At 72.9% G+C, this 25,847-nt stretch carries 24 protein-coding genes and 1 pseudogene; 11 read left to right on the top strand and 14 right to left on the bottom strand.

What is annotated here, in order from left to right:
- Positions 1-75: 75 nt before the first annotated feature.
- On the top strand, positions 76-1,128 hold the full coding sequence (locus ACZ5WK_RS23555) for a bile acid:sodium symporter family protein (RefSeq protein WP_465549732.1): 1,053 nt from the start codon (positions 76-78) through the stop codon (positions 1,126-1,128).
- A gap of 254 nt (positions 1,129-1,382) precedes the next feature.
- On the opposite strand, the gene ACZ5WK_RS23560 is transcribed toward ACZ5WK_RS23555, so the two are convergent.
- The 3 genes and pseudogenes from ACZ5WK_RS23560 to ACZ5WK_RS23570 form a co-directional block, all read right to left on the bottom strand.
- Entirely contained in the window at positions 1,383-2,282 is a 900-nt protein-coding gene (locus ACZ5WK_RS23560) for a GNAT family N-acetyltransferase (protein WP_465549734.1), read from the bottom strand.
- Entirely contained in the window at positions 2,275-2,484 is a 210-nt protein-coding gene (locus tag ACZ5WK_RS23565; protein ID WP_465549736.1) for a hypothetical protein, read from the bottom strand. The genes ACZ5WK_RS23560 and ACZ5WK_RS23565 overlap by 8 nt, the downstream gene beginning before the upstream one ends.
- A gap of 419 nt (positions 2,485-2,903) precedes the next feature.
- Positions 2,904-3,221 (bottom strand): annotated as a pseudogene (locus tag ACZ5WK_RS23570) (alpha/beta fold hydrolase); the annotation flags it as partial.
- Positions 3,222-3,281: 60 nt separating this feature from the next.
- Between ACZ5WK_RS23570 and ACZ5WK_RS23575 the strand changes: the two are divergent.
- Both ACZ5WK_RS23575 and ACZ5WK_RS23580 read left to right on the top strand, forming a co-directional pair.
- Positions 3,282-3,701: a MarR family winged helix-turn-helix transcriptional regulator gene (locus ACZ5WK_RS23575; RefSeq protein ID WP_465549738.1), complete on the top strand. Its 420-nt coding sequence runs from the start codon at positions 3,282-3,284 to the stop codon at positions 3,699-3,701.
- A 35-nt stretch (positions 3,702-3,736) separates the two neighbouring features.
- Entirely contained in the window at positions 3,737-3,973 is a 237-nt protein-coding gene (locus ACZ5WK_RS23580) for a hypothetical protein (protein WP_465549740.1), read from the top strand.
- A 272-nt stretch (positions 3,974-4,245) separates the two neighbouring features.
- Here ACZ5WK_RS23580 and ACZ5WK_RS23585 read toward each other — a convergent pair whose 3' ends face one another.
- The 3 genes from ACZ5WK_RS23585 to ACZ5WK_RS23595 form a co-directional block, all read right to left on the bottom strand.
- Entirely contained in the window at positions 4,246-5,703 is a 1,458-nt protein-coding gene (locus tag ACZ5WK_RS23585; protein WP_465549742.1) for an ATP-binding protein, read from the bottom strand.
- Positions 5,700-7,376: an NAD(P)/FAD-dependent oxidoreductase gene (locus ACZ5WK_RS23590; RefSeq protein ID WP_465549744.1), complete on the bottom strand. Its 1,677-nt coding sequence runs from the start codon at positions 7,374-7,376 to the stop codon at positions 5,700-5,702. The genes ACZ5WK_RS23585 and ACZ5WK_RS23590 overlap by 4 nt, the downstream gene beginning before the upstream one ends.
- Positions 7,377-7,569: 193 nt before the next feature.
- A complete protein-coding gene (locus ACZ5WK_RS23595; RefSeq protein ID WP_465549746.1) occupies positions 7,570-7,749 on the bottom strand; it encodes a hypothetical protein in 180 nt (59 codons plus the stop codon).
- 277 nt (positions 7,750-8,026) lie between these two features.
- Between ACZ5WK_RS23595 and ACZ5WK_RS23600 the strand changes: the two genes are divergently transcribed.
- The 3 genes from ACZ5WK_RS23600 to ACZ5WK_RS23610 all read left to right on the top strand — a co-directional run bounded on the left by ACZ5WK_RS23600 (position 8,027) and on the right by ACZ5WK_RS23610 (position 12,453).
- The gene (locus ACZ5WK_RS23600) at positions 8,027-10,132 is read left to right on the top strand and encodes a SpoIIE family protein phosphatase (RefSeq protein WP_465549748.1); all 2,106 of its coding nucleotides are present in this window, start codon (positions 8,027-8,029) and stop codon (positions 10,130-10,132) included.
- A gap of 330 nt (positions 10,133-10,462) precedes the next feature.
- Positions 10,463-11,083: a hypothetical protein gene (locus ACZ5WK_RS23605; RefSeq protein ID WP_465549750.1), complete on the top strand. Its 621-nt coding sequence runs from the start codon at positions 10,463-10,465 to the stop codon at positions 11,081-11,083.
- Positions 11,084-11,430: 347 nt separating this feature from the next.
- Positions 11,431-12,453, top strand: coding sequence for an alcohol dehydrogenase (locus ACZ5WK_RS23610; RefSeq protein WP_465549752.1), 1,023 nt, complete (start codon positions 11,431-11,433; stop codon positions 12,451-12,453).
- 71 nt (positions 12,454-12,524) lie between these two features.
- Here ACZ5WK_RS23610 and gndA read toward each other — a convergent pair whose 3' ends face one another.
- The 3 genes from gndA to ACZ5WK_RS23625 form a co-directional block, all read right to left on the bottom strand.
- The gene (gene gndA, locus ACZ5WK_RS23615; protein WP_465549754.1) at positions 12,525-13,970 is read right to left on the bottom strand and encodes an NADP-dependent phosphogluconate dehydrogenase; all 1,446 of its coding nucleotides are present in this window, start codon (positions 13,968-13,970) and stop codon (positions 12,525-12,527) included.
- Between the two features lie 9 nt (positions 13,971-13,979).
- A complete protein-coding gene (locus ACZ5WK_RS23620; RefSeq protein WP_396325870.1) occupies positions 13,980-14,240 on the bottom strand; it encodes a co-chaperone GroES in 261 nt (86 codons plus the stop codon).
- A 520-nt stretch (positions 14,241-14,760) separates the two neighbouring features.
- The gene (locus ACZ5WK_RS23625) at positions 14,761-15,213 is read right to left on the bottom strand and encodes a hypothetical protein (RefSeq protein ID WP_465549757.1); all 453 of its coding nucleotides are present in this window, start codon (positions 15,211-15,213) and stop codon (positions 14,761-14,763) included.
- A gap of 316 nt (positions 15,214-15,529) precedes the next feature.
- Here ACZ5WK_RS23625 and ACZ5WK_RS23630 point away from each other — a divergent pair, with 316 nt between their 5' ends.
- Positions 15,530-16,330 carry a DUF4389 domain-containing protein gene (locus ACZ5WK_RS23630; RefSeq protein ID WP_465549759.1) on the top strand — a complete coding sequence of 267 codons (801 nt, stop codon included), beginning with the start codon at positions 15,530-15,532 and terminating at the stop codon, positions 16,328-16,330.
- A gap of 133 nt (positions 16,331-16,463) precedes the next feature.
- On the opposite strand, the gene ACZ5WK_RS23635 is transcribed toward ACZ5WK_RS23630, so the two are convergent.
- The 3 genes from ACZ5WK_RS23635 to ACZ5WK_RS23645 form a co-directional block, all read right to left on the bottom strand.
- Entirely contained in the window at positions 16,464-16,676 is a 213-nt protein-coding gene (locus ACZ5WK_RS23635) for a hypothetical protein (protein ID WP_465549761.1), read from the bottom strand.
- Positions 16,677-16,747: 71 nt separating this feature from the next.
- Complete coding sequence (locus ACZ5WK_RS23640) at positions 16,748-17,983, bottom strand: styrene monooxygenase/indole monooxygenase family protein (protein WP_465549763.1); 1,236 nt, start codon at positions 17,981-17,983, stop codon at positions 16,748-16,750.
- Positions 17,984-18,089: 106 nt separating this feature from the next.
- Positions 18,090-19,052 (bottom strand): EamA family transporter, encoded by a 963-nt coding sequence (locus ACZ5WK_RS23645; protein ID WP_465549765.1) that lies wholly within the window; start codon positions 19,050-19,052, stop codon positions 18,090-18,092.
- A gap of 69 nt (positions 19,053-19,121) precedes the next feature.
- On the opposite strand from ACZ5WK_RS23645, the gene ACZ5WK_RS23650 reads away from it, so the two are divergent.
- On the top strand, positions 19,122-20,000 hold the full coding sequence (locus tag ACZ5WK_RS23650; RefSeq protein WP_465549767.1) for a LysR family transcriptional regulator: 879 nt from the start codon (positions 19,122-19,124) through the stop codon (positions 19,998-20,000).
- Position 20,001: 1 nt separating this feature from the next.
- On the opposite strand, the gene ACZ5WK_RS23655 is transcribed toward ACZ5WK_RS23650, so the two are convergent.
- A complete protein-coding gene (locus ACZ5WK_RS23655; protein ID WP_465549768.1) occupies positions 20,002-21,375 on the bottom strand; it encodes a tetratricopeptide repeat protein in 1,374 nt (457 codons plus the stop codon).
- Between the two features lie 155 nt (positions 21,376-21,530).
- On the opposite strand from ACZ5WK_RS23655, the gene ACZ5WK_RS23660 reads away from it, so the two are divergent.
- Together ACZ5WK_RS23660 and ACZ5WK_RS23665 are read left to right on the top strand one after the other, a co-directional pair.
- Positions 21,531-22,874: a M64 family metallopeptidase gene (locus ACZ5WK_RS23660; protein WP_465549770.1), complete on the top strand. Its 1,344-nt coding sequence runs from the start codon at positions 21,531-21,533 to the stop codon at positions 22,872-22,874.
- Positions 22,875-23,073: 199 nt separating this feature from the next.
- Positions 23,074-24,822: a hypothetical protein gene (locus ACZ5WK_RS23665; RefSeq protein ID WP_465549772.1), complete on the top strand. Its 1,749-nt coding sequence runs from the start codon at positions 23,074-23,076 to the stop codon at positions 24,820-24,822.
- Positions 24,823-24,867: 45 nt separating this feature from the next.
- On the opposite strand, the gene ACZ5WK_RS23670 is transcribed toward ACZ5WK_RS23665, so the two are convergent.
- Positions 24,868-25,092 (bottom strand): hypothetical protein, encoded by a 225-nt coding sequence (locus ACZ5WK_RS23670; RefSeq protein ID WP_465549774.1) that lies wholly within the window; start codon positions 25,090-25,092, stop codon positions 24,868-24,870.
- Between the two features lie 94 nt (positions 25,093-25,186).
- Here ACZ5WK_RS23670 and ACZ5WK_RS23675 point away from each other — a divergent pair, with 94 nt between their 5' ends.
- Entirely contained in the window at positions 25,187-25,771 is a 585-nt protein-coding gene (locus tag ACZ5WK_RS23675) for a DinB family protein (protein ID WP_465549776.1), read from the top strand.
- Positions 25,772-25,847 lie beyond the last annotated feature (76 nt).

Raw genomic sequence — 25,847 nt, forward strand, 5'->3', positions numbered from 1 at the left:
CTGTCCGGGGCAGCGCAGCCGGTGGAGGCCGAGCGGGCACGGTCATGCCGGTGGCCGCGCGGGCTGGACCCGTACATGGCGGCGTTGGCGGGCAGCGTCCTGTTCGCCGCACTGCTGCCGGCCACCGGCCGGGCCGCCCGGGTGGCGGAGCAGGCCTGCGACCTCGCGGTCGCGCTGCTCTTCTTCCTCTACGGCGCCCGGCTCTCCGCCCGCGAGACGCTGGCCGGGCTGCGCCACGGCCGGCTGCACGGCCTGGTGCTCGCCTGCACCTTCGTCCTCTTCCCCCTGCTCGGGCTGGCCACCGCCGCGCTGACGCCCGCTCCGCTCACCGAGCAGCTGCGGACCGGGGTGCTGTTCCTCTGCTTCGTCCCGTCGACGGTGCAGTCCTCGGTGGCGCTCACCGGCGTCGCCCGGGGCAATGTGCCGGCCGCGATCTGTGCGGGCACCTACTCCAGTCTGGCCGGCCTGATCCTGACGCCGCTGCTGGCCGCCTGGCTGCTGGGCGCGCGCACCGCCCTCTCCCCCGACGGCCTGGCCCGGATCGGCCTGCAACTTCTGGCGCCCTTTCTCGCGGGCCAGTTGCTGCGGCCGCGTCTCGGTGGCTTCCTGGCGCGGCACAGACGACTGCTGACGCCGGTGGACCGGGGTTCGATCCTGCTCGTCGTCTACACCGCCTTCAGCGCGGCAGTGGCCGAGGGCATCTGGAGCAGGACGACGCCCGCCGCACTGATCGGCCTGCTGGCCGTACTGCTCGGCCTGCTCGCCGCCGCCCTCGCCGCCGCCCACCTCGGGGCCCGGCTCCTGGGCCTCGACCGTGAGTCCGGCATCGCCGCCGTCCTCTGCAGCTCGCAGAAGAGCCTCGCGAACGGCCTGCCGATGGCCACCGTGCTGTTCGGGTCGGAGGCCGGACTGCTGGTGCTGCCGCTGATGGCCTATCACCAACTCCAGCTGGTCGCCGGGACGTTCCTGGCCGGCCGCTGGTCCCGAGCCCCGGACGACTCCCCGGGGGACTCCCAGACTGACGCCCGGGGTGCGGCCCTCGACGGTCGGCGCCGAGGCCCGCTCAGCCCGGCGGAGGTGCAGCGAGCGCCACGATCGGGAGGGGGTGAAGATCGCTGCGTGCCCTGATGGGCGCTACCGACGGACTGCGCGGGACAGCTCCGGCAGCGAGGAACGCTGGTTGCCCCTCCGGCCCGAGCACGACAACAGCCCGTGGCCGAGGACGGGACCGGGGCGTGGTCCGGCCGGCCCGGTGGTATCAGCAGCGAGGTGAGAGGCGTTGCGAGCCGGGAGGCATCGGCGTCCGGCGTGCGGAGCGGCGGCATGAAGGAGAGCTGGGCAAGGTCCGAGCGGCCCGTCCGCAGGGCACGCACCGGCGCGGTTCAGCCGCTGCCCGGCCGTGCTCCGGGATCGCCGTGATCCGCGCCACCGGTGAGGTCGAGCACGTGCCCGGTCCAGGTGCGGAAGGTCCGCGCGCCGACGCGTTCGTAGAAGCCCCCGGCCGCCATGCGGTTGGTGGAGTCGACGTCCAGGACGGCCCACCGGTAACCCTGATCCTTTGCGCGGGCGAGCGTATGGGCGAACACGGCCCGGTACAGGCCCTGTCCGTGCAGGTCCGTGCAGGTCCGGACGGGTGCCGGCGTTGGCGAGGTACAACTCGCGTTCACCGACCGCGTCGCCGACTTCGGAGAAGAGCAGATAGCAGAGGACCTCCCGGCCGTCGGCGGTCGGCAATTGCCCGTCGTAGCGGTCGTCGTACGGCGCCATCGCGGTACCGTGCGGCGTCGTCGGCGCCGTGGCGGGTACGTGCTCCGCCAGTCGATCCGCATGCCCAGGTAACTGCGCACCCGCCGGTAGCCCGCGGCTTGAAGTGCCTCGGCGAGCCACCGCTGGTGGCCCTGCGTACGGGCATGGAGTTCCAGCGGGGAGTCACCGAGCCCCTCTCGGTGCCGGTGGGCAGCGGTGCGGCGGCACCAGGCAAGGAGGTGCGCGATGGCGCTCGGCGTCCGGTGGGCGGGATGCACCGCGATGTCCACGGTCATCTCGTGGACGGGGTCGGCGAGTTCGCGCGTTCGCGTGACCGCGTACGCGACCGGTTCCGTTCCGGCCCAGGCCGACGTCGTGCCGGCGGCCAGGTCGATGCCCGAAGCCGCCCAGCCGTCGACGAGGTCGCGTTCACCGCGCCGGCCACCGGTACGGTCGGCCCGTTCGCAGGCGGCAAGCAACTGCGCTGCCCGAGGCGCGTCGGAGGAGGCGAGCGGCCGCGACACCGGCTCACTCACCACGGGCCACCGCGAGTCCGCGCGCGCCGGGCACCACGACCTGGCCGTCGGTGACCAGCATGAACCGCTCCAGGCCGGGCACCAGCACGTTGACCACCGCGAGGTCCGGCGTGACGTGGTGGTCGCGCTGGCAGACGGAGAAGCCGCGGTCCTCAACGAGGCGCAGGAGCCGGTCGAGGTGCCCGCCCGGGGTGTCGGGCACCGTGGTCGGTTCGAAGGGCCTGGTCCCGGCGGTGGCCAGGGCGGCGGGGAAGTCGGAGAGGTAGCCCCCGCCGGGAACGGTGCGTGAACGCCCGCCCGTCCGGGCAACCCGCGCGAACGTCCGACCCGCTGTGGGCCTCGTTCGTGGCCACCCCGGCGGAGCAGGAGCGCGGCTCATGACCTGGTGGCCAGGTTCATGATGGGGTCGATGCCGGCGGGTAGTTCGGTGCAGCCGAACGCCTTCGTCCGGTGGACGACGCAGGCACGGCTGACTCCCGGCCCCGTCGACCACGCACCTCCGGCCTCAGTGAGCTTCGGACCAGAGGGGCGGGCCTCGGCCCGGCCCTCAGCGTGGCCCGCGCGGCCTGCCAAGCGGGATTCCCGGGGGTGGAGCTCGGTACGGAGGTAGGCCCGGGCGACCGCGGTGTCGCGTACGGCCATCTCGGCGGCGATCCAGCCGCCGAGCGAGGAGCCGATGACGAGGACGTCGTCCAGCCGGCGGTCCCGCAGGTGGTGGAGGTAGGCGAGGGCGAGGCCGTCGATGCCGGTGAGCCATTCGGGGCGGTGGGCGCCGTCCCAGCCGGGGTGCACGGGCGTGATGGCGTGTGCGGTGCGGGAGATGTGCCCGGCGAGGCCGGCGACGGTGGCCGGGCCCCCGCCGCCGTGCAGGATCAGGACCGGCCGCCCGGCTTCGGACAGGGTCAGGGACAGGTCCGCTGCTTGGTGTTCTGCGGTCATGCCTCCAAAATACTAAACATCTTTATATAAGCTAGCTTGGTTATGTCGTAGACTCGGTCCATGAGTGATGAGCTGCAAGAACTCGGCAGAGCGGTCAAGCAGGCCCAGTACCGGCAGCACCGGGCGCTCGACAGTGCGCTCTCCACCGTGGGCACCACGCTGGCCCAGTGGGATGCCCTGCGTGCGATCAGCCGCTCGCCCGGGGCATCGGCCCGCGAGCTGGCCGCGGCGACGTTCCAGACCGAGCAGGCCTTCGGAACGCTCGTCGGCCGCCTGACGACCCAAGGCACGGTCGAGCGCCGACCGGGACACGGCCGGCGCATCGAGCACCACCTCACCCCCGTCGGCGAGCAGGTCCTGGCAGCCGGCCACAGGATCGCCGACGAGGTCCTCGCCACCTGCTTCGCCGCCCTGCCCGCAACAGACCGCGCAACCCTGTTCGACCTGCTCCAGCGCCTCACGGCCGAGGAGACCGCGTAGGCGACCCGGAGAACCGACTCCGGCGGCTGTCGCACATGGTGAAGCGACTGGAGAGCCGAGGGTACGTGCGGCGGGAGCCGGATCCGAGCGACGGACGGTTCACCAACGCCGTCCTCACGCAGGCCGGCATGGGGACGCTGGAGGCGGCCGCCCCCGCCCATGTGGCCCATGTCCGTCGCCTCGTCGTCGACAACCTGTCCGGCGAGCGCCTGCGCAGGCTCGGACAGGATACGGAACGCATCCTGCAGCGCATCGACTCGCCCGCACGCTGACACCTGTGACTTGACGGCACACGTCACAGGCGCGGACCACAAGGCCCTCAGCCTCGCACAGAAGCAATGACTTGAAGGTTAAAGTATCGCCGAACGCGCTCGGCCGGCGAGCCGGGAAGACCAGGACCACTGAAAGGGATGCGCCGTGACGCGACGTCGACCAGGCTCGCGCCGCTGTCGGCTCCGCCCACCCGTGAGTTCAGACGCGAAGGCGGCTCACCCGGGTACGGCAGCGGCCGGCCTGGGCGTGAGCTCCGACTCGGCGACAGTGGTCATGGCAACTCCTGCGGAGTGGCGGACTCTACGGGGTTGATCGGGAGGCGGACCTGGAAGCGGGTGTCGCCCGGGGCCGACTCGAGTCTCAGGTCGCCGCCGTGCCGGTTCACGATGATGCGCCAGGAGATGTCCAGGCCGAGACCGGTACCTTCGCCGGCAGGTTTGGTGCTGAAGAACGGGTCGAAGACCCGACTCCGTACGTCGGCGGGCACACCGGGACCGGTGTCGCGGACCTCGACCAGCACCTGGTTCCCGTCCTGTGCGGTGCGAACGGTGAGGGTGCCGCCGGCGCCGGTGCTGCGGATGGCCCAGGCGGCGTTGTCGATCAGGTTCGTCCAGACCTGGTTCAGCTCGGCGGGGTAGCCGGGGATGCTGGGCAACGTGCGGTCGTAGTCGCGCACGACGGTGATGCTCGGGCCGATCTTCGCAGAGAGCAGCAGCAGCGTACTGTCCAGCAGCTCGTTCACATCAGCATTCTGGTACGGGGCCCGGTCGAGCTGCGTGTACTGCTTCGCCGCACCGACGAGTGCGGAGACGCGGTGCGCGGCGTCCTCGATCTCGTCGAGCAGGAGCTCGGCCTCCACCGTGCAGCTCAGCCAGCTCAGCGCTCTTCCGAGCAGGTCTTCGGGCAGAGCTCCGGCGATCCGGTCCAGCCAGTCGATGCCCAGACCCGCCTCGACGAGGACCGGCGCCAGCTCCCAACCGTCGGCGACGCCGTGCGCCTCCAGCCAGTCGCCGATCTCGTCCTCGCGGTCCGAGGCCTCCAGCGGGTCGAGCGCTGAGGCCTGCCCCATCTGGCCGATCGTCATGTCCTGCAGTTCCCTCAGGTGCGCGAGGTCCCCGCCTCGGCGTGGGTCGGCCGCGAGCTCCGCGAATTCGCGGCGTACCCGGGCGATGCGCTCCCGCAGGGCCGAGGTGGCGCGTACGGCGGCAGCCGCGGGGTTGTTGAGCTCGTGAGTGAGCCCGGCTGTCACCGACCCGAGGGCGAGCAACCTCTCCCTCTGGCCGACCGCCTCCTGGGTGCTTTTGAATCCGAAGAACAGACCCTCCAGCAGGTGGACGGCCATCGGGAACCAGCTGCGCATGATCTCCGCGAAAGCTTCCGCGGGCAGCACGAAGAACCTGGACCGCTCGGTCGCCCGGAGCGAGTTGTTGTACACCTGCGGCACCTGGTCGCCGAGGTAGGCCTGGAATGCCCCGGCGTACACGCCGGGCGCGGATGTCCGGCTGACGTCCACCTCCTGACCGCCGACGCTGCGCGAGAGGACCACGGTCCCCTGGAACAGCACGAACAGGCCCGCCGCGGGATCGCCCTCCCGGTACACCGGGCCCGGGTCGAACCATTCGACGTGGCCGTCCCGGCACAGCCGGGTGAGTTGCTCGGGGGCCAGCTTCTCGAACAGGAACAGCGTCCGAAGCTCCTGCTCGTCGCACTTCTCCTGCGCGGAGGTCATGACTGCTCCAGGTACCGGTGCACGAGCATGACGGCCATGGCGCCCTCGCCGACCGCGGAGGCGACCCGCTTGGCGGACTCCGCGCGCACATCTCCGGCTGCGAAGACCCCTGGCACGTTGGTCTCGAGGTGGTAGGGGGGCCGATCCAGCGGCCAGCCGGCAGGGGCGCGCCCGTCGGTGGTCAGATCGGGGCCGGTCAGCACGAAGCCTCGCGAGTCCCTGAGTACCGTGCCGTCCAGCCAGTCGGTCAGCGGTGCCGCGCCGATGAAGACGTACATCCACTGCGCGTCAACGGTCTCGGACTTACCGGTCACACGGTTGCGCAGGGTCAGCCCTTCCAGGTGTTCCTCGCCCTCGGCCGCCTCGACGACCGTGTCCGTGAGCACCGTGATGGTGGAGGCGTCCTCGACCCGCTGGAGCAGGTAGTAGGACATCGACGAGGCCAGCTCCGGTGCCCGCACCAGCAGGGTGACCTTCCGGGCGCTGCGGGAGAGGAACATCGCGGCCTGGCCGGCGGAGTTCGCACCGCCGACGATGTACACCTCCTGCCCTTGGCAGGCGGCCGCCTCGGTCAGGGCCGAGCCGTAGTAGACCCCGCGCCCGGTCAGTCCGGCCGCCCCCGGCACGTCCAGTTGCCGGTAGGACACACCGGTCGCGAGGATCACGGTGTGTGCTGAGACGGCGGAGCCGTCGGAGAAACGCAGCGTGCGTGCCGCCCCCTTCACTTCCAGGCCGGTGACCGTGCACGCCGTGAGCAGCTCCGCGCCGAACTTCGTGGCTTGGCGGCGTGCCCGGTCGGTGAGCTGCGCTCCGGAGACGCCGTCGGGGAAGCCCAGGTAGTTCTCGATGCGGGAGCTCTGGCCCGCCTGTCCACCGGTTGCCTCGCGTTCCACGAGGACGGTGCGCAGACCCTCCGAGGCCCCGTAGACGGCCGCGGCGAGGCCGGCGGGGCCGCCGCCGACGATGACCAGGTCGTAGAAGTCGGCTGCGGGGGTGGTCGACAGCCCTACGTGGGCGGCCAGGTCCCGCTCGGCAGGCTCAACGAGGGCAGTGCCGTCCGGGGTCACGACCAAGGGCAGCCGCAGACCGTCCTGCCCTGCGGCGACCAACAGACGTCCGCCCTCTGGTTCCTCGCTGGAGTACCAGCGGTACGGCACCTGGTTGCGGGCGAGGAACTCCCGGATCTGGGAGGAACGGGCCGACCAGCGGTGGCCGACGACCTTGGTGACGTCCACGGCGCGACCGTCGCCGGCCCGCCACGTCTCCAGCAGGTCGTCCACCACTGGGTACAGCTTCTCCTCGGGCGGCTCCCACGGCTTGAGCAGGTAGTGGTCGAGGTCGACGACGTTGATGGCGTCGATCGCAGCGTTGGTGTCGGCGTAGGCGGTGAGCAGTACCCGTCGGGCTGCCGGGAACAGATCGAGCGCCGCTTCGAGGAATTCGATGCCGTCCATCTGCGGCATCCGGTAATCGGCCAGGATCACCGCGACCGGCACGCCCCGCAGCTTCAGACCACGCAGCGCCTCGAGCGCCGAAGCGCCGGACTCGGCGCGGACCACCCGGTAATCCTCCCCGTAGTGGCGGCGCAGGTCACGGGCGACGGCCCGGGATACCGCAGGATCGTCGTCCACGGTCAAAATCACGGTCCGCACCTCATCGGTGGCCTCTGCCATGGTTCACCACCCAGGACTGTCGCAGGGCCGGAGGGGGAGCACCCCTTCCAGTCTGATCGCTGGTACGCGGTGCGGCCCGCCGTCGCGGCACTCACGGTGCGGAGCGGATTCGACTCGGGCAATTTGACGGGCCGCGTGCGTTCAGCCGAACGGTGACCACGTTCATCCTCTTGCATGCGCGGCATCGCTCACATCACGTGGGGCCGATCGGGAGCAGGTCGGCCCCGATGGCAGCCCTGGTCATCGAGTTGGCGACCGTGAGGAGCAGGAGTGTGGCCAGGACGACGCCCACCGGGCCGAAGCGGCCAAGCAGCTTCGCGGCGAACGCCGCGGCACCCACCAGCAGGGTCAGCGCAAGTGCCAGGGGCAGCAAGGGGGCGGGCACCCCCCCACGACTGGCCCGGCCAGCGTTGCGGCCACCGTGCCGGCAGCGACGGCGAAGCCCGGCTGTCAGGGCGAAGCGGTGCCGCAGGGCAGAAGCTGGGCTGTTGCCGACCGAGGGCCACGGGGGCCTGGGGGCTTGCCCGAGCTGTCCAGCGGGCCTGCGCGGAGAGACGATGAAGGGCAGCGAGACGGAAGGCGAGGTCGAGCGGCGGGGCTGGATCGGACGAGGCCGCCGGTATCGGTGGCGGGCGGAAGGAAGGCCTGGAATGAGCGCCTCCGATGCGGGCCGGCCCCTGGCGGGCAGGGTGCGGGCTGCCGCGTCCGAGCCCGGTGGCCTGCTGGACCTGTTGGGTGTGGCCGCAGCGGTGTTGGACGCGGATGGGCGGGTTGCCCTGTGGAGCCCGCAGGCTCAGGATCTCTTCGGCTGGAGCGCCGAGGAGGCGCTTGGCCGGTACGCGGCCGAGCTGCTGGTCGCCGAGGAGAACCGGGGTCTGATCCTCGAGCTGTTCGCCGAGGTGATGGGTGGCGGCGGGCACTGGGCGGGAGTGTTCCCGGTGCGGCACAAGGACGGCAGCACCCGGCTGGTGGAGTTCCGCAACATGCGGTTGCAGGACGAGCGCGGCCGCCTCTATGCCTTGGGGATCGCCACCGACGAGGCCACGCTACGTGGCGTCGAGCGCGATCTGGCCCTGTCGGCGCGGATGGTGGCCCAGTCCCCGATCGGGCTGGCGGTGCTGGACACCGACCTGAGGTACGTCCTGGTCAACCCGACGCTGGAGCGCATCAACGGCCTGCCGGCCGAGCAGCACCTCGGTCGCGATGTCCGCGACGCACTGCCGTTCCTCGACACCGGGGTCGTCGAGTCCGCCATGCGCCAGGTGCTGGCGAGCGGCAAGCCGCTGGTGGATCAGTTCACGGTCGGCCGCACGCGCGCCGATCCGGACAGCGACCACGCCTGGCGAGCGTCGTACTTCCGGCTGGAGGACTCAGCCGGGCGGGTGCTCGGCCTGGCCATCTCGGTGGTGGACGTCACCGAGCAGCACCGCGCGGCCGCCGAGGCCGCCCGCGCCCGACAGAGACTGGCACTGGTCGCCCAGGCGTCCATGAGGATCGGCACCACCCTCGACCTCGGCCGGACCGCCCAGGAACTGGCCGACTTCGTCGTCCCCGACCTCGCCGACGTCGCCGCGGTCGACGTTCTCGACTCGGTCCTGAGCGGACGCCCGCCCACACACGGGCCGGTCGCGGGGCCGGTGACCCTGCGGGCCCTGGCCGTGGCGGCGGCCTACCCCGCCGACGCCTTGCGCGCCGCCGACCCGGTCGGGGAGATCGCCAAGTACGACGCCGACCGCCTGGTCACCCGGTGCGTGACCACCGGCCGTCCGGTGCTCGTGGCCCACGTGACGGGCGAGGACCTGCCTGGCATTGCCCGAGACGGCGAGGCCGCAACCGTGCTGGCCCGAGCAGGCCTGCGCTCCTACTTGGCGGTGCCGCTGATCGCCCGCGGCGAGGTGCTCGGCGCCTTGGACCTCAAGCGCGTACGCGATCCGCTGCCGTTCGGCGAGGACGACATCGTGCTGGCCGAGGAGCTTGCCGCCCGCGCCGCCGTGTGCATCGACAACGCCCGCTGGTACCAGAGTCAACGCAATGCGGCCCTGACCCTGCAGCGCCACCTGCTGCCGCACGTGCCCATGCGGCCCGTCGGTCTCCAGGTCGCCTCCCGGTACCAGCCCGCGGGACGCGCCGCGCTGGCCGGCGGTGACTGGTTCGACGCCATCACGCTGGCCGGCGACAAGACCGCTCTGGTCGTCGGCGACGTCATGGGCCATGACATCAACGCCGCCGCCAGGATGGGCCAGCTGCGCACCGCCACCCGCACCCTGGCCGATCTCGACCTCGACCCCGCTCAGGTGCTGCACCACCTCGACCGCATCACCGCCGAACTCGACGAGACCATCGCCACCTGCGTCTATGTCGTCTACGACCCGCACGGCAGGCGGTGCCGCATCGCGCTGGCCGGCCATCCGCCCCCCGTACTGGACCGCCCCGGTCGGGCCCCGGTGCTGCTGGAGCTGCCCCCGGGCGCGCCGCTGGGCGTCGGAGGCGTCCCTTTCGAGTCCGCCTGCGTGGAGCTGGCGCCCGGTGACCGGCTGCTCCTGTACACCGATGGCCTGGTGGAGACCCGTGACCAGGCCATCGACACCCGCCTTGATGCCCTCATGAGCCTGCTCCGCGGGCCCAGGCTCCCGCTGGAAGCAACCTGCGACCGTCTGCTGACCGCCCTGCGGCGGGCAGATGACGATGACGACGACGTGGCCCTGCTCATCGCCGAGGTCCACTCGGCGCCGGGTCCGGTCGGACACTCGGCGTGAGGAATACGAACGCTGCGCCCAGGTGGCGATCGCCTCGATCGCCTATCCGCAATCACGTTGCGGATGCAGCACCGGCCCGACAGCGCTGACGGCTCACACGGACCGGCTCCTCGGGTGTCGACCCGGTGGCCATCTGTTGCCCTTCGTGGTTTCAGTGACGCACGCGGCAACGGCCCCGACAACCCTGCAGGCACGCAAGCCGCACCGTGGAGATCGGGGTCTGCCGCTCCGGGGTCGCACCGAAGGCGTTCGGCGTGTGATTCGGCGTGTGAGCGGTGGGGAACGCGCCGGGTACGGGAGCCGGGCGCCACTGTGGGAGAGCATGCCGTCATGGACATCGAATCGCTTGTACGCACCCGCCGCGCCTTGCACGCGGTCGCGGAGCTGGTCCTCGCCGGACCACAGTTCCGAACCAGTGGCACGATCAGGCTGCGCGCCTCCCTCGGAGGCTTCGCCACCCGGGCCGAGCCGAACGTGCAGGTCGTCGGCGCGGATCTGGTGGCGTCCGGGCAGCGCCTCTTCCTGGAGCGGACCACTTGCGCCGCGCTGGCGGCTGCGATCGGGGTCACGGTCGGTGCGCCCGCGGGGCTCTACCAGGGCGGATCCGGTGTCGGCCCCGAGGACGTGATCGAAGCCGATCCGCAGCCGGCGCACTGGATCGCGCATGGTTTCGCGGTCGGCGATGCCGCACTTCGCCGGATGTTTCCCGGGGCGGATCCGGTGATCTGGCCCGAGCAGTTCGACATCGGCGTGACCGTGGCCGCGGTCGACTACGGGGTCTCCCCGGGCGATGGCCTCCAGGCTGAGCCGTACGCCTACGTCGGCCCGCACACCCGGCAGCAGGGGAAGTACTGGAACGCGCCGTTCGGCGCGGTGGCCACGGTCCGCGAGCTCGGCGGCATGGACGGCGTGCTGGCCTTCTTCGAGCAGGGCCGTCAGTCGGTCGCTTGATCACCACTGACTGCCGCCGTGCCGATCGCTCCTGGAAATCTCGGCGGCCGGCCAGCAGCTCGATGATCGGAGCGAAGGCTGCCGTGCCGCGCTCCCGAACACAGGCATGGGAGATGCCGTAGCGCTCCCGGCGTGCCAGCACGATGCGTCGGCGCATAGCCCGCATGGCAAGGTCCTGTGGAGCTTTCGGCACATGCGCGCAGCCGTGAACGGCCGAACCGGTGCGTCCACAGCCCGCTGCCCGCCGTGCGCGATCGAGCCGAAGCTGATGTGCTGGGCGCGGGAATGCCTTCTGCGGGGGATGCGGTAGCAGTACCTGGTCGTGCCAGTGCTTGGGAGAGATCCGGATGAGTACCTATCGAGTCGCACAAGTCCCGGCCGCCGGCGGTCGCTTCGAGATCGTCGAGCGTGACGTACCCCGGCCGGGCCCGGGCCACGTGCGGGTGGCGGTGGAGGCGTGCGGGATCTGCCACAGCGACACCGCCTTCGTGGACGCCCTCCTGCCGGGCGTTCGGTTCCCGCTGGTGCCGGGCCACGAGATCGCGGGGCGCATCGAGGCGGTGGGCGAGAGCGTCCACTCCGGTTGGCAGGTGGGCGACCGGGTCGCGGTCGGCTGGTACGGCGGCAGCTGCGGCCACTGCCGGCGCTGTCGACAGGGCGACTTCATCGTCTGCGAGGCCCTGAAGGTGCCCGGCTGGGCCTACGACGGGGGGTACGCCGACGCGGTGATCGCACCGGTGGACGCCCTGGCCCGGATTCCCGACGGGCTGTCGCCGGCCGAGGCGGCCCCGCTGGGCTGCGCGGGCGTCACGACGTTCAACGGACTGCGGCGCAGCTCCGCCAAGCCGGGCGATCTGGTCGCGGTGCTGGGCATCGGCGGTCTCGGCCACCTGGCGGTGCAGTACGCGGTCGCCATGGGCTTCGAGACCGTGGCCATCGCCCGCGGGGCCGCCAAGGCGGACTTCGCCAAGGAGCTCGGCGCGCACCACTACGTCGACAGCACGGCGGGCGCCGGCGTCGGGGAGGCGCTGCAGTCGCTCGGCGGAGCACAGGTGGTCCTGGGAACGGCGGCGAATTCCGAGGCCATCACGGCGACCGTGGACGGTCTGGCCACCCGGGGCGAGCTGGTGGTGATCGGCGCGGACGCCGCACCACTGGGCATCAGCCCGAACCAGCTGCTCATGAGCGGGAAGATCATCCGCGGCCACCCCTCGGGAACCGCGCAGGACGTGCAGGACACCATGGAGTTCAGCCTGCTCCACGGCATCCGCCCGATGGTCGAGACGGTACCGCTCGACGGGATCACCGCGGCCTACGACCGGATGCTCGCCGGCGCCGCCCGCTTCCGGATGGTCGTCACCACCGGCTGACCCGCGCACCCGCGTGCCACGGCCCCACCGGGTTCGCCCGGTGGGGCCGTGGCACGCGGCAGGAGGCCCGGTCAGCGCTTCTCCTCCGGGCGGTCCGCCTCCTCCCAGCGGGTGTGGAAGACCCCGTCGCGGTCGACCCGCCGGTAGGTGTGCGCGCCGAAGAAGTCCCGCTGCCCCTGGATCAGGGCGGCCGGCAGCCGCTCCGCCCGCAGGCTGTCGTAGTACGCGAGCGCGGTCGCGAAGCCCGGTGCCGGCACTCCCAGCTGCGCCGCCGTCGAGACCACCCGCCGCCAGGCCGACTGCGCGGACCCGAGCGCTTCCCTGAAGTGGGCGTCGGTGAGCAGGGTGGGCAGCTCCCGGTCCTCGTCGTACGCGGCCTTGATCCGGTTGAGGAACCGGGCCCTGATGATGCACCCGCCGCGCCAGATGGCGGCCATCGCGCCGGGGTCGATCTGCCAGGAGTACTCGGCGCTGCCCGCCTGGATCTGGTTGAAGCCCTGGGCGTACGCGACCATCTTGGAGGCGTACAGGGCCTGCTCGACGTCCTCGGCGAAGCGGTCGGAGGCCGCGCTGTCGAGCCAGGTCTCGGTCGGTCCCGGCAGGCCGCGGCCCGCCTCGCGCAGGGGCACGCTGCCGGACAGCGAGCGGGCGAAGACCGCCTCCGCGATGCCGCCGACGGGGACACCGAGCTCCAGCGCGGTCTGGACCGTCCAGCGTCCGGTGCCCTTCTGCTCGGCCCGGTCCAGCACGGCGTCGACGAAGGGCCGCCCGGTCTCCGGGTCGCTGTGGGCGAGGATGTCCGCGGTGATCTCGATCAGGTAGGACTCCAGCCGCCCGCCGTTCCAGGTGCGGAACACCTCGGCGATCTGGGCCGGCTGCATGCCCGCGGCGTGGCGCAGCAGGTCGTACGCCTCGGCGATCAGCTGCATGTCCGCGTACTCGATGCCGTTGTGGACCATCTTGACGAAGTGGCCGGCACCGTCCGGTCCGACGTGCGTGCAGCAGGGCCTGCCGTCGACCTGGGCCGCGATGTTCTCCAACAGCGGCCCCAGCAACCGGTACGCCTCCGCCGTGCCGCCCGGCATGATGCTGGGCCCCTCCAGCGCGCCCTGCTCACCGCCGGAGATGCCGCTGCCGACGAAGTGCAGCCCGCGCTCGCGCAGGGCGGACTCCCGCCGCCGGGTGTCGAGGAAATGGGCGTTCCCACCGTCCACCAGCACGTCGCCCTCGTCGAGCAGCGGGACGAGCTCGTCGATGACGGCGTCGGTCGGATCACCCGCTTTGACCATGATGACGATCATGCGTGGGCGTTCGATCGCCGCGACGAAGGCCTCCGGCGACGCGGCCGGGACGAACTCGCCTTCGTGGCCGAACTCCTCCAGCAGGGCGTCGGTCCTGGCCTGCGTGCGGTTGTGCACGGCGACGCGGTAGCCGTGGCGGGCGAAGTTCCTGGCCAGGTTGCGGCCCATCACGGCCAGTCCGGTGACGCCGATCCGGGCCTTCGGCTGCTCGGTCATGAGGCTCTCCTACTCGGCGGACAGCGAGAGGACCTCGTCCTCGGGGACCTCCAGGTACGTCTCCCCCTCGACCTCGATCTCCGAGCCGGAGAACGTGGCGAAGACGATCCGGTCGCCGACCTTGACGTCCACCGGGTGCGGCTTGCCGCTCTCCAGGGGCCGGCCGGGTCCCACCGCCACCACCTCGCCCTGACGGGTGTCGGCGTCCGCGGCGGGTTCCCCGATCGGCCTGACGACCAGACGATCGTGCTCCGGGTGGAAGTCGGGCATGGGGTGCTCCTCTGAACTGGGCGGTACGGATGCAAGCAGGAGGACCGGCGGTACCGGGGCGACGGAGGCGCGGACGAAGCGGTCCACATTCGATTCTGCCGGGGTTCCCGGATCCTGCACGGTATGACCACAGGCCTTCGGCCTCATGGAGTCGGGGCCACCCGGCTGCCCGACGCGCCTCGCCCGCCGAAGTGCGGCGCGCGGGACCGTGCGGTGGCGCGCGCCCGGGCCCGACGCTCCACCGCCCCCGGCCTCACCCGGACAGCGGAGCGACTCGGCGCCGGGGGAGCTGCTGCTCCGAGGGGCTGGAGGCCGGGTGCGCAGGATGAAGAACTCGTTGGCTTCCGGGCCGGCCGGTGCGTAGCACCGCTGCAACACCGGAACGGCCAGGAACGCGGCCCGGTTCTCCTCGGCCCGGATCTCATCGGTCCGGTCGGCGAGGAAGACATCGACGGCGGCGAGACGACGACGGCGTCCCGGCGCGGGCTCACCGGTCGCCGCCGAGCTGCGGGGCCTCGGCTCAGCTGCCGTAGCCGGGCGCGGTGGCGCCCGGCGGGGTGCCGTGGAAGGTGCGCCACATCAGCCCCTGGTCGTGGGCGCGGGCCGAGGAGGGCGGTTCGCCGGGCCAGGCTCCCACGTACCAGAGGTGGATGAGCCCGTGTTCGTCCCGGGCGCGGCGGGCCAGCACGGTGCGGTGATGTTCGTGGGCCATGCCGGTGGCGCGCAGCTCGGTCTCGTCGAAGCCGGTCAGCTCGGCGGAGATCCGCAGGAAGGCTGCGAAGTCGGCGAGGTCGTCGTGGTCCGCCTCGTAGCCGGCGCAGTCACCGTCGAGGTGGTCCTGGTGGGCGTCGTACACGTCGTCGTGGTTGTTGCGGCCGCCATGACGGCGGCCGTCGTGGCTGCGGCCGTCGTGGTCAGGGCCGTCGTCGTGGTGGTCGTTGTCGTGGTGGTCGTCGTGGTCGTTCGCTGGCAACCGGGCACCCCCGCACGTGAGCGCTGTATGGCCGAGGCATGACACATCGGCGGCACGGTCGGCCACCTCCGGGTGATCCTGCCTCCCGGGGTCCCGCCGGAAGCGGCAATGCCCGAAACTGCTCTCCCCTGGGCGCTCTCCGAGCGTCCGATGACCTTGTGTGATCACTCCGGAGGCCGGACCTGCCCGCCTCGGTCGCGTCCTCCGCTCCCCCGGTCGGCGCAGCGCAACGCGCGGGGACCGCGGTCGGCTGCGATCTTCGGAGCACACGGCGGGTTCACCGTCGTCCGCCTGGCGTCGAGACCTGGAGGCCCGGATGTGGCAGGCTCCCCCCGCCCCCGCACCGTCCACGAACGAGTGGCTGCCGGTGCTGGACATGCCCGCGCCGGGGCCTCAGAACCGGCTCACCGTGCTGGTGCGCCTCATCCTGCTGATCCCCCAGTTCGTGGTGGTCTGGGTGCTGTCGGTGGTGGCGTTCTTCGTCGCGGTGATCGGCTGGTTCGGCGCGCTTGTGCTGGGCCGGCTGCCGGTCTTCGCCGCCGACTACCTGTCCGGCTACGTGCCGTACGAGACACGGGTCAACGCCTACCTGCTGCTGACCCACGACCGCTATCCGCCGTTCGCGTTCCGCACCCCCGACCACCCCGTCCAGGTCGAGTTGCGGCCCGGTGAGCTCAACCGGCTCGCGGTGTTCTTCCGGATCGTGCTGGCCATCCCCGCGATGATCATCCAGAGCGTGATCTATGCCGGGTGGTGGACGGTCGCGCTCATCAGCTGGGTGGTGGTGCTGGTCCTCGGCCGGATGCCCCAGGCTCTGTTCGAGGCGACGGCGGCGATCCTGCGCTACCGGATGCGGTACATGGCATACCTTCTGATGCTCACGTCCGCCTACCCGAAGTACCTGTTCGGCGACGAGCCGGGCTCGGTGCCCGGCGGCCCGGTCTCGGCGACCCGCCCTCTGGTGCTGGGCGGCGGCGGGCGAGGGCTGCTGATCGCGTTCATCGTGCTCGGGGTGCTCTCCTGGGGCGCCGGCTCGATCACCACGACGTTCACCTCCGACGACGACGACACCAAGCACGTCACCGGGCCCCTGCTGCCCGGCCCGCTCGCCCGCTGACGCGAGCGCCCACGCGCCCCCGGGACCGGGTCCCGGGGGCTTCCTCATGCGCCGGGGCACCAACGCCGGCCCGGGGCACGAACGGCCGCGCCGACTCCGGATCTTCCCGCTCGGCACCGAGGAGCGCGGGGGCCTACGGTCCCGCGACCCAGGTCGGCAGGGTCGGCAGGACCTGCTCGGCGATCCGGAACAGGGCCGTCTCGTCCGGGGGCGTGCTGTCCTGGCGCCAGATGGCGAGTTCGAAGGACCCACCCCCGGACGTGGGGGCCTTGGCGACGACGAGGTGCCGGGCGATGCCGCCGGGCCCGGTGCTGGACTTGCCGTTGAAGTTGAGGATGATCGCCATCGTGTGCCGATGGGCGGCTTGCCGGGCGTGGCGTGGCCACCCCTGCGCAGCGACCCGCTCGGCCGACCCGCTCAGCCGACCGTGCCGAGGTAGGCCGAGGTCAGCTCGGGGGTGGCGAGCCAGGCGGCGTAGTCGCTCGGCTCGGCGTAGGTGTTGGCGAGGCGGCGGGCGACGGTCTCGTGCTGGGCGGCGGCGGCGAAGACGGTCTGCAGGTGATCCGGCACGGCGAGCATCGTGGTGGTGAAGTCGACGGTGTGGCGGGCGTGTTGCTGCCAGAACCGCTCGAAGGTGTCACTCATCCAGGCGGGTGTGAACGGGGCCTCGCCGTGTACCGTGATCGCCCGCAGGTAGGCGTCGGCGGCCCGGGCGGCGCTGTTCGCGCCCTGGCCGGTGATCGGGTCGTTCACCACCAGCGCGTCGCCGATGCCGAGGACGTGGACCTCCTCGGCGTCGCCGCCGAGCCGGGCAACGGGCCGGCGGACGGTCGGTGTCACCGCGCCGAAGAGCCCGGCACCCGCGTCGGTCGGCTCGGCGCCGGTCCACAGCTCCGCCTCCCACGGGAGGTGGGCGCGCAGGAGGCCGCGGATGCGCTCCAGTTGCTCGGCGGGGCCGGGGCGATCGGTGAAGCCGTCCAGCGGGCCGCCGGGCAGCGCCTCCCAGAGCAGGATCTCGCACCGGCCCGAGAGGGTCAGCGCCGGCTGCAGGTACAGCTCGCCCGCGCCGGGGAGTGCGTGCATCCGCGCCCGCGGTTCGGCCGCCGGGTCGGGCGAGCCGACACCGTGCACGTACAGGCAGGACAGCGACCGCTGCGGTGCGTCGTGGCGCGAGCGGGCGGCGTCCCGCTCGAAGAGGGCGGCGAGCGGGCCCCGCCCGGCCGCCACCACCGTCAACTCGTGCCGCTCGGCGAGTTGTTGCAGGCCGGCGACGTCCAGCGAGCGGTATTCCACCCGGCCGCCGCGCTCCGTGAACAGTTCCAGCCAGTGCGCCAGCTTCAGCCGCTGGTCCACCGACTGGGCCGGCTCGTCCAGCGTCATCGTGAAGTCGAGGGCCCGGACTCCGGGCGGCACCGCGAGCACCGAGGCGACCGACCTGACCGCCGGCGCCTCCCCGGCCCAGTGGTCCAGCCCGGCCGACCGTTCGATCCGCAGCGCCGGGCCGAACATCGCCTGCGTCGACAGCACCGGGCCGCCGCGCAGCTGGTCCGGCGTCCGCTCGGCCACCAGCGTCACCCGGTACCCGGCGGCGAGCAGTCCGAGCCCGAGCTGCAGACCCGCCTGGCCCGCTCCCACAACGGCGATGCGACGCATGGCTTCCTCCCCGACGCGCGAGATCTGATGGTAGGTCGGCCCGGCCCGGCGGCAAAGGCGGCCGGTCCGGCAGCAACGGTGGCAAGGTCCGCCGCGGGACATCGGCTCAGCGCCGTCCCGTGCGGATCGCTCCCGCGCTCGCCGTGACCACCAGGGCGATCGCGGCGCACTGCGGCAACGACATCCCCTGGTCCAGCACCAGGTAGCCGGACAGCGCGGCCAGGGCCGGCGACAGGCTGGTCAGCACGGCGAACGTTGCCGCCGGCAGCCGTCGCAGGGCGAGCAGCTCCAGGGTGTAGGGCACGCCCGAGCTCATCACCGCGATCACCAGGCCGAGGCCGAGCAGCTGCGGCTCCAGCAGCGTGCGGCCCGCTGCCCCGATCCCGAGCGGCAGGCTGACCAGCGCGGCGACGGCCATCGCGATCGCCAGCCCGTCCAGCCGCGGGAAGCGGGCACCCGCACGGGCGTTGAGCACGATGTACGCGGCCCACATCGCCCCGGCGCCCAGGGCGAAGGCCGGGCCCGCGAGGTCCAGCCCGCCGAAGCCGCCGCGGCCCAGCAGGCAGACCCCGGCCAACGCGAGGCCGGCCCAGAGCAGGCCGGCGGCGCTGCGCGAGACGGCCACCGAGAGCAGCAGCGGGCCGAGCACCTCGAAGCTGACCGCCGCGCCCAGCGGGATCCGGTCGATCGCCTGGTAGAAGAGGATGTTCATGCCGCCGAGCGCCAGGCCGAACCCGCCCGCCACCGCCCAGTCGGCGCGCGCATGGCCGCGCAGCCGGGGCCGGGCGACGACCAGCAGCAGCAGGGCGGCGAAGGTCACCCGCAGCGCGACCGCGCCCAGCGCCCCGGCCCGGGGGAACAGCAGCGCGGCGAAGGCCGACCCGAACTGGACGGACACCGCCCCGGCCAGCATCAGACCGACGCCGCCGAGACTGCCGCGCCCTGCGGCGTGCCGAAGGACGGCAACGGGCGCGGCCGTCGACGCGGGGGAGGATTGCGGTATGGGGGAGGTCCGCGGCGCGGGGGAGGATCGCAGGGTGGAGGAGGTCCGCAGTGTGGAGGAGGTCATGCCCTTCACGCTAGGAATCCCGCCACGCCGTGTGAAATGCCGAATCCGCCGCGGTTATGCTCCTGACGCATGACCATCGAGCTGCGGCACCTGCGCGCCTTCCTGGCCATCGCCGAGGAGGGCAACGTCACCCGCGCCGCCGCCCGCCTCCACCTGAGCCAGCCCGCACTCTCCCGCACGCTGCGCCAGCTCGAGGAGCACCTGGGCGCCCGCCTCGTCGACCGCTCCACCCACCACCTGGGGCTGACCGCCGAGGGCCACACCTTCCGCGACAAGGCCCGTGCCGCCGTCGCCGCCGTCGAGACCGCCCTCGACCCCGGCGGCCTGAGGAGTTGGCCGCTGCGCCTGGGCCACACCTGGGCGGCGCTCGGCGTCCACACCGTCCCGTTGCTGCGTCGCTGGGACGAGACGCACCCCGCCGTACCGCTGGAGCTGCTCCGCATCGACGACCGCACGGCCGGCCTCACCCAGGGCAGGGTCGACGCGGCCCTGCTGCGCGGGGCCGTCACCTCGGCCGGGCTCCGCACCGAACTGCTGCTGACGGAGGAGCGCGTGGTGGTCATGCCGGCCGACAGCCCGCTGGCCGCTCTCCCCCGGATCACCCTGGCGGACCTCGCGGCCCACCCCGTCGCCCTCAACACCGTCTCCGGCACCACGACGACGGACCTCTGGCCGCCGACGGCCCGGCCCGTCGCGACCATCGAGGTGGCCAACACCGACGAGTGGCTCATCGCCATCGCCGCGGCCCGCGCCGTGGGGGTCTCCACCTCGGCCACCCCGGGCAGCCACACACACCCGTCGCTGGTCTACCGCCCGCTCGCGGACGCACCGGCCGTTCCCGTCGTCCTCGCCTGGCGCGAGGGACCGGGACACCCGGCCGTCGCGGACCTGGTGGCACTCGCCCACCGCGTCGTCGCAGCCGCCCAGGCGCCGTCCGGCACAGCGTGAACTACCGCTCCGGCGCGAGGCGGGCGGGTGCCGGGATCGGTGGGCCGGCGGGGGCCGGGCCCAGGGTGGTGGTGCCCGGGGCCGCACGGTGGCCGAGGCCGGTCCGGTAGACGTCCAGGGCCTGTTCGATCCGGCCGGTGCGGCGCAGCAGGTCGCCGAGGAGGCGGCAGAGGTCCGCGAGGTCGCCCGCCGCTCCGGCGCGTTCGAGGACGGCGAGGGCGGTGACGTAGTGCTCCTCCGCGGCATCCGGTTCGTCCCGGTCCTCGGCGATGAGTCCGAGCAGGCGGTGCGCGCCGGCGGTGTGGACGGCCCCGCGTTCCGGGCCGATCCGGTCGAGGAGGCTGCGGAGCAGTTCCCCGGCCTGCTCGTGCCGGCCGCTACGGCGCAGGACGTCCGCGAGTTCGACGTCCACCTGGTGGATGAACAGCTCCGCGTGGCGGGCGGCCAGCATGGTGCGGGCGGCGCGCAGTTCGCGTTCCGCCGCCGGGAGGTCGCCGGCCTGGGCGTGGACGTAGCCGCGCATCCAGTGGCACTTGGCGAGGTCGGAGGTGAGGCGCAGCCGCTGGTAGAGCTCCTGGGCCTTGGCGAGGGAGGCTTCGGCCTCGGCGGCGCGGCCGTCGGCGATCAGGGTGCGGGCCACGTTGCGGTGCAGCCCGGCGACCAGTGCGGGGTCGGTGGCGCCGGGGGCGAGGGCGAGGGCGAGTTCGGCGGCCTGGGCGGCGCGGGCGTGCGCGCCCATGTCCATGTACGGCCCGATGGCGGCGGAGTACAGCAGGAGCAGCGCGTCGGGGTCGTGCAGTCCGCTCCGGTTGAGCTGGTCGATGGCCGTCTCCAGCAGGTAGCAGGCGTACCGCAGTTCGCCGGCCAGCAGGTGGGCCACGGCCCGGCCGCGGATCGCGGCGGCGCGGCGGGGCAGCGGTTCGCCGGCCAGGAGGCGCTCCGCCTCCTCGAAGTGGTCCCGGGCCTCGTCGAGGCGTCCGGTCTCCAGCGCGCAGTCGCCGAGGCCGAGCAGGGCGGCGGGCCGGACGGCGCCGATGTCGTGCCGGGCGGCGCGGTCCAGGACGGCGGTGAAGCGCCGGGCCGCCTCGGTGGTGTCGCCGTCCGCCAGAGTGCTCTGGGCTTCCGTGAGCGCGAGTTTCAGTTCGGGCACCAGGCGGGCGGGCCGGCCGGTGGCGAGCTCGTCGAAGGTGACGCCGAGGCGTTCGGCGAGGTGGCGCAGGGCCGCCTCGGAGGGCTGGACCCGGCCGGCTTCGACGGTGGAGACGTAGGCGGCGGTGTAGGCCGGCTCGGCGAGCGCGCGCTGGGTCAGCCGCCGTTCGCGACGCAGCCGTTGGATGCGCGGCCCGAGTCCGTCCGGTTCGCTCCCCGCGGTCATGGCCGCTCCCTTCCGTCGGATGCCCGCTGTTCCCGCCCGGCCCATTGTGGTGGACGCGAGGGTGTCCTAGATTAACTCATCAATTAAGTCTGATTAACCATCGACTTACGTTCCCTGCCCGCACCTTACGCCCCATCACCCCTGGAGGTCCCCCCGTGCGTCCCGGCAGACTCACCAGCACCGCCCTCGCCAGTGTCATGACCCTGGCAGCCGTCTGCTGCTGGTCCCTCCCCGCCCTGGCCGCAACGGCCGACGAGGCGTCCCCCACCCGCCCCGTCGCCGCCGGCACGGCACACCCGGGCGCCGGCCACCAGGTCGAGGTCTTCGCCGAGGACGGCCGCATCAGCCGCGCCCAGGTACCGGCCGCCTCCCCGTACACCGCCCCGCAGTCACTCGCCGGACCGGCCGCGGGCGACGGCACCGTCAGCCAGATCGTCCGCAACGGAGACACCGACACCAAGCTCGACGTGGTGGTGGTCGGCGACGGCTACACGGCCGCCGAACAGGAGAAGTTCCTCGCGGACGCCGCCGAGAAGTGGCGGGAGATCACCGCCGTCGAGCCCTACACGACCTACCGCGCGCTCTTCAACGTCTGGGCCGTGCAGGCGGTCTCCGCCGAATCGGGCGTCACCGGCGACCCGGACCGCGCCACCGTCCGGCAGACGGCCCTCGGCTCCTACTTCTGGTGCGACGGCGTCGAGCGGCTGCTCTGCGTCGACACCGATGCCGTCGACCGCTACGCCGCCAAGGCCCCGCAGGCGGACCTCGTCCTCGTCGTCGCCAACAGTGCCAAGTACGGCGGCGCCGGCTACAACGACGTCGTCTCCCCGCTCGGCTACTCCGGCATCGCCACCGTCGCCGGCGGAAACGAACGCTCCGGGCAGGTCGCCGTGCACGAGACCGGCCACTCCCTGGGCAAGCTGGCCGACGAGTACTCCTACGACGGCCAGGGCACCTACCAGGGCGAGGAGCCCGCCGAGTCCAACATCACCACGCTGACCGCCGATCAGCTGCGCCGCGACCGCGCCAAGTGGTACCGCTGGCTCGGCCAGGCCTCGCCCGACGGCGGCACCGTCGGCGCGTACGAGGGCGGCGGCTACTACCCCGCCGGCCTCTACCGGCCCACCGAGAACTCGATCATGCGATCGCTCGGCCGCGAGTTCAACCTCCCCGGCCGCGAAGCCATGATCGCCGGCTTCTACCGCTACGCCACGACCCTCTCCAGCCCCACCCCGGCCACCACCGTCCTCACCCCGGCCGACCGGCTCACCGTCGACCTCCCCGCCCCCGGCACCCGCCTGCGCTGGTACCTCGACGGCCGCGAGGTCACGGCCTTGCGCGACCGCGCGGCGATCGACGTCTCGGACCTCCGCCTCACCGGCCCCAAGCGCCTGCACCACCGGCTCACCGCCGTCGCGACGGACCCGACCTCAGCCGTCGCCGACCCGCAGCTGCGGCGCTCGCTCACCGACGCGCTCTCCTGGGACGTCACGCGCTGACGCACCCCCGGGCCGCGTGGCTCCTCCGCCCCCCGGTGCCGCGGCAACCGTCCCGGGAGGGCGGGGTGCCGGTGGCCGTCCGGCTGCAACCCCGTCCGCCAGGCCGTGGCAGAGTAGGTCCGGCCCGGGGCGGGGCGGCTCGTGGCAGAACGGGCGCGCCGGGCCAGGGGCGGTCCGAGGCGGCATCACGGGGGCGGACATGGCGGTCTGGTGGTCGAACGACGGGGCCGCGAGCTGGCGTGCCGCACAGGCGGTGACGCTGCTCGGATGGATGGCGTCCCTGATGCCGCCCCACCTGCGCGGCCCCGCGCTCGCGGAGCTCGGTGGCGCCGAGCGCATCGCCGCCGCGGCCGAGGAGCTGGCGGGCCCGTACGCCCGCCCGGCCCGTCGGTCGGCCGGGCCGCCCGCCGCCGACGCCGGCGATCCCGTCGACCGGCTGCGCGCGGCCCGCACGGTGCTCGCCTGCGACGCGGTGCTCGCCGCCGCACCGCCCGACTGGCCCGCCCTGGCCGCCGCGCACGACCGCCGGCCGTTCGGACGCGACCAGCGGCGGGCGCTGATCGCGCGTCCGGACTGCCCCGACCGGTTCACCGCAGCCCTGCTCACCCCCTGGGACTCACGGGTGGCCAACCGGCTGGTGGCCCGTCAGCAAGAGCTGCCCGACTGGGCCTGGCGGCCCGGGCTGGCCCGGATCGGCGAACTGCGGCCGTCCCTGCTGCGCCACGTACTGACCGGGACCACCGCGGCCGAACTGCTCCACGGCACCCCGCGCCTCGACCTGCTGGTCCGGGTCGTCGACGGCTACGACCACAACCACCACCGGCAGGTGCACGGCTTCTGGGACGCCGTCGGCACCGCGCTGCGGGCCGGGATCGGCGCCGACCCGCAGGTCTGGCGCACCGCCGCGACCCGCCTGCCCGGCTACCGCGGCAGCCTGCGCGGCCTGCTCGCGAGCCTCGCCAGCCGGCAGGCACGGGCCGACGACTCCGGACTCCCCGACCTGCGGGTGCTGGTGCTGGCCCCGCCGGATACCCTGGCCGCGCTGGTCGCGGAGCTCTCCGACGCCGAGCTGGCCCGGGCGGCCGAATACCCGCTGCGGCGGCTCCGGGCCCGGGAGCACTTCGCCCGCACCGTCGTCGACCGGCTCCGGGAGGCGGGCGTCCCACCGCGGGCGCTGTTCGCCCGCTGGGCCTACGGCGCCCGCGGGCGCGCCCGCGGGACGCAGGCCTGGCTGCACGGGCTGGACGGGCTGCTCGACCGGTACCTCGACGGCGTGGCCCTGACCGACCTCGAACTACGGCGTCTGCTGGCGGACCGCCGGCCGCCGCGGCCGCCCGCCGCGGACCTGGTGACCGAGCTGCGGCGGTGCGACGGGCCCGTCGAGGCACAGGCGGTGGTGGACAGCACGTGCGGCCCCACCGGCAGCCCGCAGTGGACCGAACTGGTCCGCGCCCACGAGGCGGCGCCCCTGCCCGAGCCGGTCCTGTGCGTGCTCGCGACCCGCGCCGGCTTCCCCGACCCCCTGGCCCACGCGCTGCCGCCCGGCCGGCTGTTCGACCTGATCGCCCACGGACCGGCAACCGCCCGGGCGGCACTGGCGAGCCTGGCGGGCACCTCGCTCGCGCTCGACCGGATCGACACCGTCCGCAGGCTGCGCGTGCTCGACGACCGGGCGGCACTCGACGCTGTCCGGCCCGCCCGGGAGGCCCTGCACTACGGCTACCGCAGACGCCACTCGGCCCCACAAGCCAACGACCCCTGGGTGGCGCTCTGCACCGCGCTTCTGGAGCAGGCCGCCACCGGAGCGGGCCCGGGATTCTGGCGCGAACTGGCCGATCGCCTGGCCGACTTCGACGGCTCCCTTCCCGAACTCCTCACCGAAACGCGCCGCCGGGCACCGTCCCGCAGGTCGCGGTCGGAGGTGGACCACCACCAGGACGGCGGGTGACCGGCCCCGGGGAACATCGGGTACAGCGGTCATCGGTGAGATTGATCATGGTCCGGCCGGTACGAGCGTGGTGACGCGGTTCTCGTACTCGCGGCGGGCCTCGCGCTGAGCCGGGACCGCCGGGGCGCCCTGGCTGCCGTCGAGCGGCCGGCAGAGGGTGAGGAGCCGGTGGTGCCGATAGCCATGGATCTTGCGCGGGCGATGGTTGAGCTCGTGGGCGACGGCGCCCGCTCTTCGCCCCGAGGCAGTGCCGTCCGTGAGCGTGAACAACGGCGGCCAATGGCCAGGCCTCGGCTCTGCCAGTCGTTGCGGACCATGTACGGGATCTTGAGACCACGAGCAGCCCGTGGCAGGCTCATGCCGCATGATCGATGAATTCGCGAAAGACAACCTGCACGGGAGACTGCGGCGCGACCGCAAGGCGCTGCTCTGGAAACTCGACGGCTTGTCCGAATGCGACGCCCGCCGACCTTTGACAGCGACCGGGACCAACCTCCTCGGCCTGGTCAAACACGTGGCCAGCGTCGAGGCCAGGTACTTCGGCGAGGTCTTCGACCGCCCTTCCCCGGAACCGCTGCCCCGGTGGCAGGACTCCAACGGCAGCGATCTGTGGGCGACCGAGGACGAGACCCGCGATCAGATCATCGGGTTCTACCGGCGCACGTGGGAACACTCGGACGCGACGATCAACGAGCTCCCCCTCGACGCCCCCGGCCACGTGCCGTGGTGGCCGGAGCCTCACGCCGACACGAACCTGTTCGCCATCATGGTCCATGTCCTCGGCGAGTCCATCCGGCATGCCGGGCACGCCGATATTCTGCGCGAGGGCCTCGACGGCCGGACCGGGTTGCGCGCCGAACTCGAGAAGCAGATCGACGAGGAAGCCCGTGCAGCCTACTGCGCGAAGATCGAGCAGGCCGCCAGGGCTGCCGCATCAATCAAGGCCTAGTGGTCGGCTCTGGAAGTACTTCGGGGGTTGACGTGGTGGTGCGGCTGGGCCGTTTCGTTCGGATCAAGTTTGGCAG

It is taken from the genome of Kitasatospora sp. NPDC032757 (genome assembly GCF_055579305.1).

What these genes read in the sequence shown, in the direction of transcription:
- ACZ5WK_RS23555 (WP_465549732.1), top strand. Translation starts at nt 76, where the DNA reads ATGGCGGCGTTGGCGGGCAGCGTCCTGTTCGCCGCACTGCTGCCGGCC.
- ACZ5WK_RS23575 (WP_465549738.1), top strand. Translation starts at nt 3,282, where the DNA reads ATGAGTGATGAGCTGCAAGAACTCGGCAGAGCGGTCAAGCAGGCCCAG.
- ACZ5WK_RS23580 (WP_465549740.1), top strand. Translation starts at nt 3,737, where the DNA reads ATGGTGAAGCGACTGGAGAGCCGAGGGTACGTGCGGCGGGAGCCGGAT.
- ACZ5WK_RS23585 (WP_465549742.1), bottom strand. Translation starts at nt 5,703, where the DNA reads ATGACCTCCGCGCAGGAGAAGTGCGACGAGCAGGAGCTTCGGACGCTG.
- ACZ5WK_RS23590 (WP_465549744.1), bottom strand. Translation starts at nt 7,376, where the DNA reads ATGGCAGAGGCCACCGATGAGGTGCGGACCGTGATTTTGACCGTGGAC.
- ACZ5WK_RS23600 (WP_465549748.1), top strand. Translation starts at nt 8,027, where the DNA reads ATGAGCGCCTCCGATGCGGGCCGGCCCCTGGCGGGCAGGGTGCGGGCT.
- ACZ5WK_RS23605 (WP_465549750.1), top strand. Translation starts at nt 10,463, where the DNA reads ATGGACATCGAATCGCTTGTACGCACCCGCCGCGCCTTGCACGCGGTC.
- ACZ5WK_RS23610 (WP_465549752.1), top strand. Translation starts at nt 11,431, where the DNA reads ATGAGTACCTATCGAGTCGCACAAGTCCCGGCCGCCGGCGGTCGCTTC.
- gndA (WP_465549754.1), bottom strand. Translation starts at nt 13,970, where the DNA reads ATGACCGAGCAGCCGAAGGCCCGGATCGGCGTCACCGGACTGGCCGTG.
- ACZ5WK_RS23620 (WP_396325870.1), bottom strand. Translation starts at nt 14,240, where the DNA reads ATGCCCGACTTCCACCCGGAGCACGATCGTCTGGTCGTCAGGCCGATC.
- ACZ5WK_RS23630 (WP_465549759.1), top strand. Translation starts at nt 15,530, where the DNA reads ATGTGGCAGGCTCCCCCCGCCCCCGCACCGTCCACGAACGAGTGGCTG.
- ACZ5WK_RS23635 (WP_465549761.1), bottom strand. Translation starts at nt 16,676, where the DNA reads ATGGCGATCATCCTCAACTTCAACGGCAAGTCCAGCACCGGGCCCGGC.
- ACZ5WK_RS23640 (WP_465549763.1), bottom strand. Translation starts at nt 17,983, where the DNA reads ATGCGTCGCATCGCCGTTGTGGGAGCGGGCCAGGCGGGTCTGCAGCTC.
- ACZ5WK_RS23645 (WP_465549765.1), bottom strand. Translation starts at nt 19,052, where the DNA reads ATGACCTCCTCCACACTGCGGACCTCCTCCACCCTGCGATCCTCCCCC.
- ACZ5WK_RS23650 (WP_465549767.1), top strand. Translation starts at nt 19,122, where the DNA reads ATGACCATCGAGCTGCGGCACCTGCGCGCCTTCCTGGCCATCGCCGAG.
- ACZ5WK_RS23655 (WP_465549768.1), bottom strand. Translation starts at nt 21,375, where the DNA reads ATGACCGCGGGGAGCGAACCGGACGGACTCGGGCCGCGCATCCAACGG.
- ACZ5WK_RS23665 (WP_465549772.1), top strand. Translation starts at nt 23,074, where the DNA reads ATGGCGGTCTGGTGGTCGAACGACGGGGCCGCGAGCTGGCGTGCCGCA.
- ACZ5WK_RS23675 (WP_465549776.1), top strand. Translation starts at nt 25,187, where the DNA reads ATGATCGATGAATTCGCGAAAGACAACCTGCACGGGAGACTGCGGCGC.